15 protein-coding genes are annotated in these 17,119 nt (G+C 49.8%); 4 read left to right on the top strand and 11 right to left on the bottom strand.

Going from position 1 to position 17,119, the window contains the following annotated elements:
* Nucleotides 1-590: 590 nt before the first annotated feature.
* The 11 genes from J1C59_RS19090 to J1C59_RS19040 form a co-directional block, all read right to left on the bottom strand.
* Nucleotides 591-923: a colicin V synthesis protein gene (locus tag J1C59_RS19090; protein WP_128085416.1), complete on the bottom strand. Its 333-nt coding sequence runs from the start codon at nucleotides 921-923 to the stop codon at nucleotides 591-593.
* 173 nt (nucleotides 924-1,096) lie between these two features.
* Nucleotides 1,097-1,534, bottom strand: a complete 438-nt coding sequence (locus J1C59_RS19085; protein ID WP_128085417.1) for a DcrB-related protein — start codon at nucleotides 1,532-1,534, stop codon at nucleotides 1,097-1,099.
* A gap of 46 nt (nucleotides 1,535-1,580) precedes the next feature.
* Complete coding sequence (locus J1C59_RS19080; RefSeq protein WP_128085418.1) at nucleotides 1,581-3,743, bottom strand: peptidase domain-containing ABC transporter; 2,163 nt, start codon at nucleotides 3,741-3,743, stop codon at nucleotides 1,581-1,583.
* A gap of 25 nt (nucleotides 3,744-3,768) precedes the next feature.
* Nucleotides 3,769-5,028, bottom strand: coding sequence for an HlyD family secretion protein (locus J1C59_RS19075; protein WP_140916782.1), 1,260 nt, complete (start codon nucleotides 5,026-5,028; stop codon nucleotides 3,769-3,771).
* 15 nt (nucleotides 5,029-5,043) lie between these two features.
* On the bottom strand, nucleotides 5,044-6,363 hold the full coding sequence (locus tag J1C59_RS19070; protein ID WP_128085419.1) for a TolC family outer membrane protein: 1,320 nt from the start codon (nucleotides 6,361-6,363) through the stop codon (nucleotides 5,044-5,046).
* A 24-nt stretch (nucleotides 6,364-6,387) separates the two neighbouring features.
* The gene (locus tag J1C59_RS19065; protein WP_158086880.1) at nucleotides 6,388-6,987 is read right to left on the bottom strand and encodes a LuxR C-terminal-related transcriptional regulator; all 600 of its coding nucleotides are present in this window, start codon (nucleotides 6,985-6,987) and stop codon (nucleotides 6,388-6,390) included.
* A gap of 50 nt (nucleotides 6,988-7,037) precedes the next feature.
* The gene (locus J1C59_RS19060; protein WP_242281395.1) at nucleotides 7,038-7,775 is read right to left on the bottom strand and encodes a fimbria/pilus periplasmic chaperone; all 738 of its coding nucleotides are present in this window, start codon (nucleotides 7,773-7,775) and stop codon (nucleotides 7,038-7,040) included.
* Nucleotides 7,741-9,087: a fimbrial protein gene (locus J1C59_RS19055; protein WP_140916781.1), complete on the bottom strand. Its 1,347-nt coding sequence runs from the start codon at nucleotides 9,085-9,087 to the stop codon at nucleotides 7,741-7,743. The genes J1C59_RS19060 and J1C59_RS19055 overlap by 35 nt, the downstream gene beginning before the upstream one ends.
* 22 nt (nucleotides 9,088-9,109) lie before the next feature.
* Complete coding sequence (locus J1C59_RS19050; protein WP_128085424.1) at nucleotides 9,110-11,695, bottom strand: fimbrial outer membrane usher protein; 2,586 nt, start codon at nucleotides 11,693-11,695, stop codon at nucleotides 9,110-9,112.
* Nucleotides 11,673-12,410 (bottom strand): fimbria/pilus periplasmic chaperone, encoded by a 738-nt coding sequence (locus J1C59_RS19045; RefSeq protein ID WP_128085425.1) that lies wholly within the window; start codon nucleotides 12,408-12,410, stop codon nucleotides 11,673-11,675. Before J1C59_RS19045 ends, J1C59_RS19050 begins: the two co-directional genes overlap by 23 nt.
* 119 nt (nucleotides 12,411-12,529) lie before the next feature.
* Complete coding sequence (locus tag J1C59_RS19040; protein ID WP_128085426.1) at nucleotides 12,530-13,078, bottom strand: fimbrial protein; 549 nt, start codon at nucleotides 13,076-13,078, stop codon at nucleotides 12,530-12,532.
* 1,570 nt (nucleotides 13,079-14,648) lie between these two features.
* Here J1C59_RS19040 and J1C59_RS19035 point away from each other — a divergent pair.
* From J1C59_RS19035 to J1C59_RS19020, 4 genes are all read left to right on the top strand, one after another.
* Nucleotides 14,649-15,239, top strand: a complete 591-nt coding sequence (locus J1C59_RS19035; protein ID WP_128085427.1) for a helix-turn-helix domain-containing protein — start codon at nucleotides 14,649-14,651, stop codon at nucleotides 15,237-15,239.
* Nucleotides 15,240-15,273: 34 nt separating this feature from the next.
* Entirely contained in the window at nucleotides 15,274-15,909 is a 636-nt protein-coding gene (locus tag J1C59_RS19030) for a helix-turn-helix transcriptional regulator (RefSeq protein ID WP_128085428.1), read from the top strand.
* Between the two features lie 71 nt (nucleotides 15,910-15,980).
* A complete protein-coding gene (locus tag J1C59_RS19025; protein WP_128085429.1) occupies nucleotides 15,981-16,166 on the top strand; it encodes a hypothetical protein in 186 nt (61 codons plus the stop codon).
* A 523-nt stretch (nucleotides 16,167-16,689) separates the two neighbouring features.
* Nucleotides 16,690-16,932 (top strand): putative hemolysin, encoded by a 243-nt coding sequence (locus tag J1C59_RS19020; protein WP_128085430.1) that lies wholly within the window; start codon nucleotides 16,690-16,692, stop codon nucleotides 16,930-16,932.
* The last annotated feature ends 187 nt before the right edge of the window (nucleotides 16,933-17,119 follow it).

The raw sequence follows: 17,119 nt of genomic DNA, 5'->3' as shown, positions 1-17,119 counted from the left end.
ATTTAGTGAATACAGATCTTTTTTAATAAGCATCATTTCATCGCAGTTACCAGATTTAACTTCTTTCTGATCGCGCTGCTGACTGTACAGAATGGCAGAATATTCGTCCTTTTAATCAGGCTGATGATATTAATGCTGTTGAGACTGATACCGATCTGCTCATTCACTGTTCTTGCCGCGCCTGCATCAATCGAGCCTGAAACCCGAGAGAGACGAAAAAAATGAGTTGTCATTTTGACGATATTCAGACTATCAACATCGCTGATTCCGGACGCGCTAAGAGTGCGGGACGTTAATTGAATAATGCCTGAATCATAAAAGTGAGTTCTGGCCTGTCCCGGTCCTATCCTCTGGTTTTAAGCGTGTGAAGCCTCCTGAGTACTGGCCAGAATCGACAGATTTTCACCTCTCTCATCTGCCTGTTCTGGCCGCAGATGTTTCGTTTAAGAGGAAAACCGAGAAAGTGAAGACCGGCTCTTTCAATCCGCGTTCTTCAGCCTGTCGACAGCGTCCGGGCATCATAAACCATTAAAAAAAGGGGAGCTTTACCAGCACCCCTTTGATCCCGTTACGTTATCAATCTGCTCAGATTACTTAGCCGCCGGACCGTTATGGAAAAGACCGCTAGAGGCGTTGCTGAAGAACTGCGTGACCAGGGCAATGACGGTTGCGGGATCACTCCAGCCTACAATCCAGCCACCGACGGAGCCGGCCACCACCCCGATCAGGCCGCCACCCAGCATACCGACCAGCTGACCGATTGCTCCGACACCCAGAATGCCACCGCCGTCACCACCATGCATACCGCCGATGATTGCACCGGCGCTTCCGGCACCCACTGCACCGAGGATTGCACTGTTAAACGCGCTCCAGAAGCCAGCCCCTGATACCGCTTCAATTTCCATCATATTTAAATCACGCACTTTATATTCCCTTAAATTAATTATCGGAGTCAGTTAATGTTTCTGTTATTAACTGACGGCGTTAATTATGCATTTAACGTGAATGAGCTGAAATAGAACCATTTCTATTTTTAGAGCAATGGTGGCGTTGAATGATTTAATTTAATCTCCTTTACGATTATATGTTAAATTAATTAACTTATTTTTGGCGAAAAGTTTTTTACACAGTGTTCTAACCTGTGCATTTCATTTTTCATTGAGGTCTCGTCCGGATACATCGACCCGAAGTTAATGATCTCATTGGCTGAAATAAGACAGGAGCAGGTGACCTGCCAGATACGATTATCAGTGACCGGGCTGGGTGAGAAAGTATAGATGGTCTGTAGGGTATCTGTAAAAAAGGTCCCGTCTTTGACTTCATCCATTTTGACGAGGCTGAAATTATTGAGAATCTTTTCGGCATTCGCGATCTGTTGTGAAATATGGCCGAAAAATGTGCTGCCGGCCGGAAGTGTGTCCCGGTTGACGGTAATCTGCTGCCCATGCTTAAACATGATCATGTTAATTGTCTGCGTTTTGATTTCCTCGTCAAAACGGAGGGTGCCTTCCACGCAGATTAAGCTGTTATTCATACTGGCTCCTTGATGTAATGGTCAGACAGGCGCAGTGCGGCCCGTCTTAGCTGGCTGATGGTTGAACCTGAGAAGAGTTAATTAGTGCCACAAAGTCCGTTTTGGATATCTCTTTTACGCCGTGGCGGTGGATGTGAATGATCCGATCTGCGCTTAGTATCGTCTCCGGACGATGTGCAATGATGACGCGCGTCATACTCATCTGCCTGATGGCATCATTAATGGCGCTCTCTCTGGCCACATCCAGATGGCTGGTCGCCTCGTCAAGGATGAGCAGCCGTGGCTGGCGATAAAGCGCACGGGCCAGAATAACGCGCTGAACCTGTCCGCCCGAGAGCGACGAACCCATGTCACCGACCATGCTGTTATAGCCCATCGGCATCGCAATAATGTCGTCATGAATCTGGGCGATGCGGGCCGCTCTCTCGACCTGATTCCTGTCGAGGCTGGTATCGAAGAAGCTGATGTTATCCATGATGGAACCGGCAAACATCATATCGCTCTGCATTACGCTGCCGACCAGATCTCTGTAGCAGGTCATGCCCAGCTTAATATGGTCGATGCCATCCACGCTGATGACGCCCGCCTCAGGCTTCAGAAGACCCAGCATCAGTTTTGCCAGCGTGGTTTTTCCCTGCCCGGATGGGCCAATGATGGCGACAGATTCTCCGGCCTCAATACTCAGGTTGAAACCGGAAAAGATCTCTTCGTCGGTGGCGGAGTAGCGGAAGGAGAGGTCGCTGATATCGAGACCTACAGGCCCTGACTGTTCCGCCAATTCGACATGGCTTTCCATGTTCTGCTCTTTCTCAGTCAGGACAATGTCGGACAGACGTTCTCCGTGTAAGCGAAGCATTTTGAATTCGATAAGGGCGTTGATCAGCCCGGCAGAGCGCGAGATGAACTGATCGGAGAAGGAGATAAATGCCACCAGCATACCGCTGGTAAAGTTGCCATCCAGCACCTGCACCGCTGCCAGCCAGATAAGAATGATTTTGCCGACGCCCGAAATCGTGCCCTGCAATGTGCTGAAACCAATCGACAGTTTCTGGATGGTGATCCCTTTGTTGGTCGATTCCACCGTCTCATTGGTATAGGTCGAGACGCGCAGATCCTGCTTGTTATTCAGTTTTATCGCCTGTACGCCGCGGATAGATTCCAGCAGTTGCGACTGCACAACTGCCGACGCCATCAGCTGATCCTCATTGGCCTGACGAAAGGGTTCAAATGAGATCCAGCGTATCAGGGCATACAATATGAACAGAGCGATCACCACAAAGGTCAGCGTCACGTTGTAGGTAAAAATCATGGCCAGCGTCACGATGGCCATCACGCCATCAAAAATGGACGATATAAAGCGCCCAGTGAGCGTGCTCTGAATATTACTGATGGAGCCAAAGCGCGAAAGAATGTCCCCGACGTGGCGATCCTCAAAATAGTTGAGCGGAAGACCCAGCAGATGCGCACAAAGATTGGATGACCACTGCACGCTCAGCAGGCTGGAGAACCAGGTGCTGACCCAGCTGCGCAGCGCTGAGATCAGATTCTGAAACAGCGTGATGCAGACAAACGCGACACCGAGCAGCGTCAGTAAATCGCGATCCGCCGATACCAGCACCTGGTCGATCACCCACTGCATATAAAACGGTGTAATGATGCCGAAGAATTCCAGCGCCAGCGAGAGCAGGGCTACCTGCATAAAGGCCGACCCTAACCCGGAGACATTCCGTATCAGGCTGAGCATGGAGATGGATTTCTTTTCATCCTTCTTCTCAAAGGTTGAGGCCGGATAGAGTTCCAGCGCCACGCCGGTAAACGAAGCTGAAACCTCATCCATGGGGACTTTGCGCACTCCGCGCGCCGGATCGTGGATAATCAGTTTGTTTCTGGCGACGCCCTTAAGCACCACGAAATGATTCATATCCCAGTGCAGCACACAGGGCGTATTCAGCTTATCAAGCTCTTCCAGCTCCAGCCTGACAGCGCGGCAGCCCAGGCCCAGGTTCTGCGCGAATGACATGACATTCGCCAGCGTGCTGCCTTTCAGGGAAGTGGGGAACCGCTGGCGCAGCGAAACCATATCAATATGGTGACCATAAAATCCGGCAATCATGCCGATACAGGTCAGGCCGCACTCCGCGGCCTGCGTCTGGCGTAAAACAGGCAGCTTCTGACGAAAGGACAGATTAAGTTTGTGAAATAAATCCATGATAAACCTGATTAAGTAGAGAAATTTAGAGTGAAGTCATCTTGCCAAGGGCATTCAGCGGCTCAAGAACCCATTCGTAGATGTGGCGCTTATCGACAATGAAGTCGGCTTCAAGTCCGCTTCCGGGACGGAGGCTGCTCTGTCTGCCATAGGCCTGCACGGTCTGCTTATCCAGCGTGACTTTCACCTGATACATCGCCTCCTTAACCTGGTTGTCGCCAGTGATGGTGGCCACCTCCTGCGGGGAAAGCGCGGATTTCGAGATTTCCAGCACCGTTCCGTACTGCTGTCCAAACTTCTGCCAGGGAAAGGACTGATAGCGCAACACCACACGCTGGCCGGGCCGGATAAAACCGATCGCGCGGCTGCTGAGCATGATGCGTGCCTGCAGACGAACATTGTCCGGCAGCACCGTCGCGAGCGTCTGGCCCGCACTGACGACCTGTCCCTGCTTAACCAGAACGGCACTGACGGTGCCTTTTTCGGGGGCGCGCAGTTCGATTGAGCGATGGGATTCGTTCTCAACGATCGACTGCGTAATCTCTGAGAGTTTTTGCTGCAGTTCACTCTTCTGCCTGTCGTAGCTGATAGGCTGTTCGCGTAACTGCTGTCGCGCCTGAGCCAGTTGCTGCCGGACATCAATGCGCTGACGGGCAACGTCCTGCAGGCGTACGCGGGCATCAAGCAGATCGTTCTGCAGCTGCTCTACCTGGGTATTTGAGGCGTAGCCCTCCCGGCGCATCGCGTTCATCTTGCGATGCTGGGTTTTTGACAGTTCGATCTGCTGTGTGCGCTGACGGTATAGGGTGTCCAGCTCTTTCGCCTGCTGGCCAAGCAGAGTGACTTTTTCCTGCAACGCGTTCAGCGTTTCACGGTTGAGCTGGGCCAGATTGTCCAGCTGGCTACTCAGCCCCGCCTTCCGGAACTCCAGCTGGGCAGCAATCGCCTCGCGGGTCTGACCATAGCGGGTGGAGATCTCCGAAGAAACGATCGCGATCCGGCTGTTCTTCTGCAGGCTCTCACCTTCACGAACGGGAAGGGAAATAACCGTGCCGGCGCTCATCGCGGTGATATTCATCATGCCGTTCTCCGGCACCAGTACACCCTGGGCGGTTTCCCGTTTGGTGTAACTGCCAAACAGGCAAAAGGCGATAAGGACGGCAACCAGCAGGCAGACCAAAGTAATAATCATCCAGCGGAAGGGCGGACAATAGAGTGCAACGGAACCCAATACTTTGGTCTTCTTTGCATCCAGTGATTCCTGACGAAATAAGTCGTTATTCATGCGTAATATTCCCGATTAGGCCGTACCACAGTTAAAAATTTTCATCGCGGCGTAATCGAGCGAGCCGGTGGCTGTTTTTAATTTCACAATCGACTGAATCAGGATGTTCTGCGCCTGGGCCAGATCCTGTATAGCCTGGAAGTAATCTTTTTCGGCATTGAACTCATCAATCAGCGTGCGCTGGCCGATCTCGCGACCATAACGGGTAGCCGTCAGCCGTTTATTCGCCGAACGAATGGCGCGTTCGTAGGCTTTAATCTGTGTCTGGCTGTTCTGAACGCCGGACGCTGCCTGAATGGCCTGCTGTTCGGCTTTGCGGCGGGCATCGATAACCTGGTCTTTATTCTGTTCATAGCGATGAGCGGCTTCCAGACTCTGCGAAATCTGGCCGCCTCCGGCAAAGAGGGGAATTGAAACATTGATACTGATTTGTGTGTTATCCGTTTTGGATGTGGTGCCAAACAGAGTATCGAGATAATTTCCGTTTTCGGCGCGACTCCAGTTTTTGCCGTAGCCAGCCTGAAAGGTCACCACTGGCAAATGCGCGGATGTCGCAGTGACTATGTCAGCCTCGCTGGATTTTCGTCTTTCGATAGCGGCCAGCACGTCAAGATTATTGGCTGCGGCGGTGCGTTTTACGTGTTCAGGCCTAATCTTTTCCTGAAAACGCACGCAGCGAAGCGTGCTGTCCGAAATAGCCTGGGGATCTCTGCCGGTTAACTGATGGAAATAGAGGCTGGCATCGTTTACATCATTTTCAGCCGCCAGCACATCGGCGACGGCTTTATCATAATTAGCCTGCGCTTCTGCTACATCGAGGTGGGTGCCATCGCCGACGTCCAGCGCTTTCTGTGTCTGCTTCAGCCGGGCGCTGAACGCGGTGAGGATCCGCTGCTTTGTGTTAAGGACACTGCGCTGATAAACCACACTGTAAAAAGCGTTCGTCACGTCGCCGATCAGTTTTTGCTGAGCAATCAGCAAATTCACATCGGCTAAGTCACCGGCCACAACGGTTCTGCGCCAGGTTGCATATTTTGCCAGGTCAAACAGGGGTTGTGACAGATTGACGCTGTAGTTATGGCGCGTGACCCCCGCAGAGTAGGCGGCATCGGGCTGATCGCTTTGACTCCATGATCCGTCAAGCGAGATCGCGGGTAACAGCCCGGCAAAGCCCTGATATTTTTTCTGTCCCTCGGCGTCATGAGCGCTTCGGGCAGCCTTAATTTCGGCATTATAGCTATTGGCCGCTATCAGCGATTCCTGCAGCGACAGTGCGCAGGCATGGGTTGACAGCAGGAGTCCTCCTGCCAGTGGCATGATGAATTTTATAAACATGAATTTCCAGATAATAATATAAAATTAAAAGAATTCGTTCTGATGCAGGAAAAGCAATAATTCGTTTTCATTTCGCAGATGAAGTTTATTCATTGCGTTTCTTTTTTGTGTTGAAATAGTGCTCATGGCACGGCATTTTTTAGAGGCAATTTCTGACAGCGAATATCCCTCCCGAATAAGGTTAATCACCTCCCACTCTTTAGGTGTCAGTTCAGTACACTCCTGCTGCAGATTTTCACAGACAGACTGAGAAATATAGGTCTTTTCGTCTGAGGTGGTCATTTTCTCTGCCAGTGCTTTAATCAGCTCCTGCGGTCTGTCCTGCAGACTGACCACAATATTGACGCCCGCATCGAGCATTTTTTTCAGCAGCGCCGATTTCATATTCTGAGCAAAAAAAATGGTGATGATATGTTTGTTACCGCACGATGCGTCCAGCACTCTCCGGATCTCTTTTTCGCGGAACGACCCATCAAATAAACATGAGGAGTTAAAAATAATGATGTCAATGCTGTTTTCTTCGATGGCAGTTAAAAGATCCTCCAGGCCGGGAAAGTGTTTCAGGGTAATGGTTTGAATATTCATCTCATGCTGGATGAATGAAGCGATTAAATCGTAGGACATATGGTACCTGTGGAAATATGTCATACTTATCGTTTTGAGCGTATCAGTTTTCACGGGCAGCTCAGCTCTCTTTTATAGGATTTCTGTGTGCCATAATCGTCAATGACAGACCACGTTAATATGCGGCTGTCGCTCTTTTTTTTCAGGGCAACGGTGCTGGAAGAGAAGGGTGCAATCATCTCTGATGTCAGCATTTCCTTACCCAGGCTGAGACTCCCGAGATTCATATAATAGGGAGTCGGATTTTGTACACAGAGTTCTCTGCTCTGCGCGTTGAGTGCTTTAAGCGTAAACTTCAGCTTCTTGCCGATTTCCTCTTCCGGGGCTTTAACCCCTGCGGGTCGTATAAAAACCTTCAGTCGGATACGAAGCGGAAAAATGACTTTCTTCTCCTGCGCGGCCTGTGGCTGGGGCGTCGGTGGAATCTGGTAAATATTCAGCCAGTACAATCGTTCCCGATCCTGGGGCATATCTTTGCGTGAAAGCAGCATCACGCGCAGGGTGCGCGATTCAGCCGGGTCCAGCCTGAACAGGGGAGGGACGACGACCAGCGGCGTACTTATGCGATCCGGCGGACTCAGTGGATCGCTGTCATCGGTCCAGATTTGCACCAGCGCCGGTGCGCTGTGGGAGTTCACCACCGTCAGCGATTGCACCTCACTGTTTTCATCGAAGACCAGTCGGCTTTGCGTGGTGTTAACAACCGCAGAGGCGGAGCCGGTGCACAGCATGAGTACACCGGTCAGCAGCAGGTTACTGAAGGCTGACAATAATCTGTGCTTGCGCATTAACTGATCCTGCCTGAGCGGTTAATCCCGGGAGTTGTTCGAGTGAAGCGGTAAAAGTTCCTCCATACTCCGTGTTGCCCTCGGTCGTTACGCCTCTTTGTCCCATCAGGTCCGCATAGCCATACCAGCCTGCGGCGGCTCCGGAGCCGGTAGTCGCGGTGCTGGACAACAGATTCAGTGCTTCGCCTGTTGCAGCATAAAGACGAATTCCAACCCCCGAAGCGACACCACTGGCACCGTAGTTGTTGTCCAGAAGATGACTGATGCCGCCAGCACTGGTCTGAAGACCCAGCGTACTCGCCTGAGACAGCGCGGCAGGCTGTGTCACCAGAAAACCGACCGCGACAGGCGCATCATTGACGTTGGTTGCGGTGCCAGAATGCGCACCCTTTTCGCAACTGATGGCGACATTGAAGGTGTTACTGCTCTTGTCACCGATTCGCAGATTGCCGACGCTGATGGGTGGCAATTTAACAACCTGATCAAAATCTGCGAGGGTACAGGTATTGCCGTGGATGATGGTCGTTGATCCGCCTCGCATACTCCAGACAGCCGAGGTCATGGCTGGCGTGGGTGCATAAGCCAGGCTCCCCGTTTTGGCGGTGTTATTGATGCCAGAGGTTCTGAGCGCCTCATAAGCCTGTGGCGTCACAATCTGTGAGAAGGCGTTGCGTGTAGGGGTGCCATAAACATCGTTGGTTTTGAGTAACTCAAAGGTCGCGCTGTCAAAAGACGAAGCAGGAATGTAGAGGGTCGAATCTACAACAAAATAGTCATCAGAGGTCAGCTTGCGTTCCTGCCAGTAGCCAGTGTAATAGAGCCCGGTCTTCTGATTGGTAATACGATAGGCGATCCCCATCGCTGGCGTCTGATAAGCCCCTTCAATGTCCGTAACGGCTTTTCCTCCATAAAACATTCCTGAACCGCCCGGCAGGGCGTAAACCTCGTATAGCTCCTCAGCGTCGCTCAGCGCGCACTTAAACACGATCTGATTGGCGGCGTACGGCTCTTTCATTCCTTTATCGAGAAACGGCAGGTCAGCCGAGGCAATCACAGTTCCGGCGGGTGCCAGCGCTTCAGCGCCGGTGCCCATGGAGATGGTGCCGAAGGAGATAGTGCCCGCAGCAGCATTCAGCACCCCGTTTCCCCAGGGCGCTGCGGTATAGCCCATATTGGCCACTTTCTGCGGGATCGATGAGGTGCCTGTACCAACACCCGTAACCTTGAAGCAGAATGCCTGCACATCTGTTGCGCACGCCATGAAAAGGCCGGCGCACAACCAGGGTCTTAATGTAGTGATGTTAAATTTCATATCTGTTCTCACTGAAAGAAGTTCACTTGAAGCAGACACCGTTCAAATGCGCGAAGCTGCCATCACTCACTTTTCCGGATGGCAACTGATAGTTAATGCGGCATTTCCTGTCGCTGCCCCAGCTCACAAACAGCGTGCCAGACGCATCAGGAAGACGGGCGTAGATCTGACCATTCTGACCGGCCATTCCGATGCTGTTGCCGTGGCTGTCTTTGACTTCTGCGCCCATGGGGACGGGCATGCCATCGGGCAGGGTGGCCGAAATCAGGGCTGGCGAACCACTCAGGGTTTTAAATGTCACTTTCGGCACGCTGCCAAATACTGGTACGACGCGTACATTGCCGCTTTCGAGTTCAACGTCTCTGGAGATGGAGTTGCTGTCCAGGCTGATGGTGTTATGGCGATAGGGGGCCAGCGATGGCACGATGGCATAGCCAAAGGGATCGATTTTTGCCCCCTGCGCATTGTTGACGCTCGCGCCGCTGGCGCCTTTCGCCTCGACCAGCGCAAAAGTGTCGCTGGCGTAGGGGCCATAGGTGACGCCGCCGCCGTGAAGTGCGAGCGTACCCGCCGTGCCCAGACCGAGCTGGTGGTAATTATCACTGCGGGCGTAGGAGGCGCGAAGCGTACCCATTCGGGTGCGTTCCTGTACGTTGGTTCCCCAGTGCGCGTCGTGATTTTTACGCTGGGCGTCATCACGATAGCGGTCGTAACCGGCGTAAAACGCATAGGTAAAGTCACTGCTTTCACCTGCTGAACCCGACAGCGTGCTCATTGCGGACGTGGTGTTTTTATCCCGCGTCATATCCAGCGCGATGGTTGAGCGGCTATCACGCCAGTCGAGCGGAATGGAGATACCAACAGAGACGATGTTCTCTGTGTATTTCTGATAACGGCCGGAGTCGTAGTCACTGTCACTGACGCTATAGAAATCGTTGCTGCTCCAGCTCGAACGCTGCCTTCCGACATTGAGGCTGTAGCTCATCCTGCGCCACAGATTGTTATAGGAGAACTGGAATTCGCTGATGCGTGACCGATTGTTGTAGTAGTCGGTGCTGCTTCCGGTGAGCGCAAGGGTTCCGTAATCAGCCATGTTCTGGCTTACCGTCGCGGTAAAGCGGTTGCGCTGTTTGAGCGTATCGGAGTAGTAGTGTGTTCCGCTCTTCTGCTGACGCCGGACGCCCAGCACGTCCTCAAGATCACGGTAGCCTGAGGTGGAGTAACGGTAGGCGGCGAGAACCAGATTAGTATTGGTAGAGAAGGTTTTGCTGTACGAGGCTTCCGCACGCCAGCCGCTTCGGGTCAGGTCATCTTCCACTCTGGCGTGCGACCAGGTGGTGTTGAGCGAGAGCGCGCCCAGTTCTGAGGCGTATACCCCGCCCATCAGTAATGCCTGATAATCATTGCCGAAGCGGGCACCGGTGTTAGCGGTGATACTGTTGCTGAGACCATACTGCAATACACCTTCGGTAAAGGCGTTCTGGACGGCGTAGTAATTCCTGACTTTACCGGCGGAAAACTGATAGCTCAGATTTCCCGGACGCATGGATTCCGGAACGGCAGCGTAAGGGACGGTAAAAAAAGAAGATTTGCCGTCAGCTTCGATAATCTGGACTTTCAAATCGCCCTGGCTGCGGGTGTTGTAGAGATCATCAATCAGGAAGGGGCCGGGTGGAACCTGCGTTTCGTAGATCACGCTGCCACCCTGACTGATCAGGACTCGGGCATCACTGATTGCCACACCCCGGACTTCCGGTGCATATCCACGGCGGCCCTGTGGCCACATCCGTTGATCGGTCGCGAGTTTCACCCCGTTAAAAGAGATCGACCCGAACATTGAACTGTCGGTAAATGTGTCACCTACCATCAGTTCGCTGGAGAGGGCTGGCAGTGGACGCTGTACCCATGTGCGCACGGCGTTCCATTTATACTGAGCATCGCCTGGTGTGCTATCCATATAGCGCATATTGGCCTGATGACGTAACTGCCACATGCCGAGATTGCCGCCTGCGTTAATCAGACTCCAGAGATAGCTGGAGTGCGTATCGCGCCGGAGATTGCGGGTAAAGCTGGTGTTATGGCGTAAAAAAACCAGCGGCGTACCAGCATCCCATTCAGAAACGGGGATGTAATCACGCGGCTGATGATTGAGCAAAATCTGCGGGATGAGAAAGTTGAGCGTCAGCGTAGCCTGCCTGATATTCCATTTTCCCTGCGTCGTCAGATCCGAAAGCAGCAGACACTTTTGTTTAGTGGCCTCCGCCAGCCCGGATTTCAGCTGAAGCAGTTTCACCATGTCGGCATCAATGCAGGGTTGCGCACTTTTATCGGCGGCGCTCTTTTTGCGAAAATTTACCGGTACCTGACTCCTGATGGTTGTCCCATTCAGACTGATGTCGAGGATTTGCTGACCTTCAGGAATCTGGGCCTGTTTTTCATTGAACTGATCAAGGTCAATGCCCTCTGAGAAGCCGGAACCGGCCAGCAGATTATTGTCGAACCGGTATTCCTGAGCCTGGACAACCTGAGTAAAGACCGCGGCTTTGACAAGGCAACTGATGACAGCCAGGCGAAAGCCTGTTCCTTTATTTCTGAATTGAATATTCATGCGTCACCATTGCCCCATAATCATTAATTAATCCAATTTCAATTCCCTGGGTGCCGGAGCCTGTCTTGTTTTCCTTCAAAGCCACTTCGGCCGTTGCAAACGGTGCAAGCATCGGTGGCTCTTGTTTTGCTGCTGCGCCTCTGACAGCAACCTTGCTAAGCGAAACGTAATAGGGTGAGTGATTGGTAATACGGATGCTGGAAGAGGAAATTTCGCTAAACGTTAATAAATCGAATACTTTTTTCGGGTTATTTTTCAGTGAGGCAGGACGGTAAAACAGCTTCAATCTGTTTTTCAGCATAACCATCATCTGACTGCCTTTGTCACCTGCAACATTGCCCGGTGGAATCTGAAGGAAATTAAAATAAAAAACGGATTCGCGATCCTGAGGTAAGGCTGTTTTACCAGTGAAAAAAATACGTAATACCTGACCCTCTTTTTCTGCGATCCTGAATGTAGGGGGCACTACCACAAACGGAGCCTTACCCGTGGCGGCTGTGGATGTGTTGTCACCACTGTCAAACCATGCCTGGATAACGTACGGGAAGTCATCGTTATTTCTTAACTGGACGTCGACAGACTTTGCATCCGAAGGATAAATTATCCGCGATCCTGTCATTACGACACTGGCATATACCGACTGGCAAAGAAGAAAAGAGAGCAAAAAAAACAAAATGCGATGATATGACGAATCTTTTCGAAGTAATCGAGACATAGTAGTTATCCATAAAAAATTAATGCCAACCCCTGGCCGAACAGAAAAAGCGGGCCTTCCCTGACCCGATTTAATCTGGAATATTTCAGAAAAAATCTTCATCCCTGCGGATATAGTTATTATTTGTAGCTGATGGCGTACTGCATGGTGGCTTCAACAGCACCGGCAGTGGCAGCGCCAGTTGCATAGTATTGCGCTGTGTAGGTTGCAGATGCCTCTTTCTTACCCGCAGCCAGTGTCAGGTCGCCAGCACCGCTAAAGGAGCCGTCATTGAAGTTAATCCCTTTCCCTTTAGTATCCAGGATCTGGATTTCTACATTACCTGCCGCATCCGTTGCAGCCAGATTACTCAGATTGCCTTTATCGCTTACATTGTTGCCGGTGAAAACGGTTGAGATGGCCGTGCTGGTGATGTTATTTCCTCCACAGCTTGTGACACCGATATCAAACGTCGTCTGACCAGCAACTTTGCCGCTGCCATTCAGTGCTGAAACATTAACGGTGGGCAGGAGGATAGTAGGTTTTGCGGTATTACCATTTACGGTTACAGAGCAGGTTTCGGCAGTGACCTCACCCTGAAAAGCAATCGTATTATTTGACACTGCGAATGCCTGTGACGCAAACAGAGCAGACATTACTGATGCGGATAAAAAAACCAGTTTTTTCATTATCAAACTTCCCTATTAATAGACTGTTTTTAACAAAACGAGTTGGTATGTACATTAGTCGCCAGGGTAAAAATATGCTTATTCCGGCGACCAGAGGGTAAGGCGATGGGCGTTATGTTGCTTCTGAAGTAATCTTAATAATGCTTAATCCAATATATTCAGGTCCGTAATTTACCGAACTGTTGTTCATATTGTTATTCTGGCGGTTAATATGTTAATTCTCATAATTAAGGATAATGGCTTATTATCTCGAAGGAATGATTCAGCCAGCGGCAGGCTCGTCTTCTGAATCACAAAAATAGAGATGAAGTTAAAGAGATATATGCATATTGTAGATTTTGCAGCGTTAACGGCTGTCGGAGCAGGACCGAAAATCGGAATTCGCCACGTTCCAGTATGGATCACTGATAGCAGGGAAAATCTGTCAGAATTATTTCGGTGATGGCGCCCCTTGCTGATGAGCATTTTCTGACTGGCGCCGTGTAACAGCGCGACAGATATTTATGCATCAGGGTGTACTGAAGAGTACATGATAAATATTCACATCTTTCGTACGCAATTTTTCCTGACACTCTGTCAGGTATGTCAGCATGGGGATGCTTTTCAGGCATCACGGTTGTGATGTCCTCTATTGGGATTTGGGAATTGTGAAATAAGAGAGTTAAGGAGGGGAAAGTCGTGTTCCAGCCGGGTTAAATCAGGCCGAGAAGGAGAGTCGGGAAATCAGCGTCCGGATAAGCATGGTGAGGAGAGTGATTATTTCCATAGTTTATTTTCTGCTTCTTGCATCTGTGAATGAAGTCGATTTTCATAATCACTTCTCAAGAAATATGATGTTAACGCCCGGAGCGGATGAGCAGAACAGCGGGTTGCCAGAGCGGCCAGGCTCCTCTTCAAATAACATCTTTGTAAGAATCCGGTACGGATTGCTGTTGCGGGTTAAATCCGGGGGAAAGCTGGTCAGAGCCAGAATAGAATCAAGGTCTAAAAATAATCATCAATGCAGCATAAAAAACTAAATAAAAAGGCAATTGCAATTTAAATGTCCGGATTGACATCGTTATGGTTTAATTCTCCTCAGAAGAAATGAACTGGTGCTTTCAGTTTCACCTGGAGAATTAACAATGATTCCAATATGACACCACCCTTTTAAATATAAAGTTCAGTTAATAGATTTTTTTCCAGATATGGCGTTCTTATTTATCAGGGCGATAACATTAGATCGCAAATGATAATGATAGATTCCCTTTTTTAGAAAAAAGTTATAACACTATCAGTAAGTCGCCACATATTGGATTGATATGCTGAATAACTGATTAATGTAAGGTGTAATATCTGGTTGTTATGACGTATGTTGGTTTAAGTCTCTTCCTTTTAGCCTGTTTGTGGTGTTGAATTTTACTGTTTCGGTTTTATTATAGTGAAACCCATAACATCGTTATTTTGCTCGAGTTCTGGAGGCGAGTAAAGATTCACAGTACGCCAGGCGAAAGAAAGGACTATTACAAACAGATTTTACTAATTTTATTACTAATACTACTTTCGTGTTAGTCAGATTGAGTTGATTATTATGTATAGAGTGACTGAGAATCATGAGCGAGTGATCAGTGCCTTAGCAGGATATGCACAGGTTGCAAATCCGGACGAAATTTCACGGGGCAAGCGTCGTTACCATTTAACGAAAGATAATGTTCGCCGCGTGATGTTCATTCTTGACGGCGATTTTCTACTCAAAATAAAGGGTGAGAATAAGGTCCTCAACATCTTATCCGCTCCTTTTGTCGTCGGTGTGACGCCCGCGCTGGATGAGCCGCCTGTTTATCTTGAAAGGATCGACTACGGTAAGGTCAGCTATATGGACTACGATGTCTTCTGGCGTCTGGTCTTTGAAAAAGACATCTTCAATGATGCGATGTCCATCCTGTCAGGTCAGTATTCAGATTTGATGAACTACATCCAATTGCCCAAGAGCAATTCACATGATGAGGTGATTTCGTTAATTGGCCGGTGGAAAAAACTGCCGCCCCACCTCAAGAAACGTTTCTCAGCACTCTACCTGATTGAGAACAGTTCACATCTTTCAAAAAGCTCGATCTGCAGAGTGTTGAAAGAGCTGAAAGAAAAAGGTGAGCTGGTTCTGATTAACGGGAAATTTACCTGATTATATTTTATTTTTGAGATGCCTAAGGGAAAAAATGGATTTTAACGTCTTTTGTACAGATGAGAACTACTTCTTCAGACTAGGCATTTCAAAAGTAATTGAGGAGGCATTTCTGTCTGATGCTAAAGTGAATTTTTTATCAGGTTCAGACAGGCAATGTCTGGAAAAGGCAGATTTTATCCTGATTAATGTTTCGCAATGGCGTCTGTACATGTGCCAGCCTGCTTACCGCGCCCGTAAACCGGGTAGCATCATAATGGTCTTTGTTGATGAATCTGCGGATATCATTATGGAACAGCTTCCGGTCTGCTACCGCTCTCTCATTGTGCTCTCTCGTCTGGACCCAGTCAGTAAAATAGCGGACAAGTTAATGCGCGCCGCGGTCAACTTTCAGGGACCCGGGAGAGGATTTCAGCCATCGGACTGTCTGAATTGCGATTTTGCCCGCATCACTGTCATTCAGCTGCAGGTGCTGAGTTTTTTAAAAAAAGGTTATAGCGTGAGCCAGACGGCGAGTCGGCTGGATCTGGCGGCAAAAACCATTTATGCACACAAATATAATGTGATGAGAAAATTCAGTTTGCGTGGTGACAGAGAGTTTAATGCATTTATCAACGATCTCTCTCTGCTTGAGTTGTATAGAGGGGTGATCAGCCCAACCGAAGTGTAAGTGCTCAACAGTGAGGTTACACGATAATCTATGTGCAACAGGAATTCTGCAGCTAAAACCGGAATATGTTCATGAGTAAAAAAGAACAGAAAAAAAACCGCACTCTGATTTTTCCTTTCAGTATTGTGACTGCCATTCTGCTGGGTGTGGTTTTTTTACTTTTCAGCTATATCTATGGTAATTATTTCTCTTCTGCAGCCGAGCAGCATCCCTCTGCATCGACTCAGCAGGCGATCTACTGGAAAAATCATTCGTAGCCTCTATTGGCAAAGGCGTGTCCGGGCGCGGAGCGATATACAGGTTGACCTCCGCGATTCGATAGCCACAAGGCCAGCGCCCCGCTGGCTTTGTCTGTTTCCAGCTCATTGTGTCAGGATAACGTTTCTTATCCGCAGCCGTTTCATTTCATTGTGTACTTGATAGTAATGTTAATTCCTGTAACGAATTTCAGTTCAGCCACCAGGTTGTTAATGTAATGACTGTCAGCCTGATGTGAAATTTCCTGACGCGATGTTGTAAATATAATACAGCATCCTGTTATTAATAGAGTGCTGCATCAGGTCTTTATCTCGCGATATCCATAAAGCCGTTCTGTTAACTGCCTGTTTAAACGTACGGTTAGCGCTTAAATTATGATGAGCATAAGCGTACAGCAATCTGCTTAACGCGAAAGTGAAACGCGTCATCCCTCACTGCCGCGTTCTGATCATTATCATTCGTTTTAGCAGGATATGGATTCCGGCTATTCAGTCACTTTTTTACACTGGCTATGAGGCTTCTATGGCAACAGGTTTCAAATTAATCGCTCTTTCGCTCACGGTGCTTTGCCTGCAGGCTTGCGCACCTCATAGCGACAAACAGCAGCGTCTGGCGATGCGTAATCCGGCCAGCGTCTGGTGCCTCCAGCGTGGCGGAGAACTGGTGCAGGGCTCAGCACCTGACAACAGCACGCACTACTGCCTGCTGCCGGATGGCGAGCGTATTGAGCAGTGGGCGCTGTTTCATCGCGATCATCCGCAATAAATCCCCCTTTATGGTCGTCTCTGATGCCAGCCGACGAAGCTGGCAACGACATTCCTCGTAGCCTCCGTTCTGTTCCGCCTCTGTGAGATCGCTTTTCGCCCCTGTCTGGCTGATCTGCGGCGCTGACACCCTCACCAGATTGACTTTGGTTAAGGCAGAAAGCGCAGGCACGCTTTTCCGTAAACCA

This window comes from Pantoea deleyi, from assembly GCF_022647325.1.
Lineage (GTDB): Bacteria > Pseudomonadota > Gammaproteobacteria > Enterobacterales > Enterobacteriaceae > Pantoea > Pantoea deleyi.
This window is presented reverse-complemented; position numbering and strand designations above follow the sequence as displayed.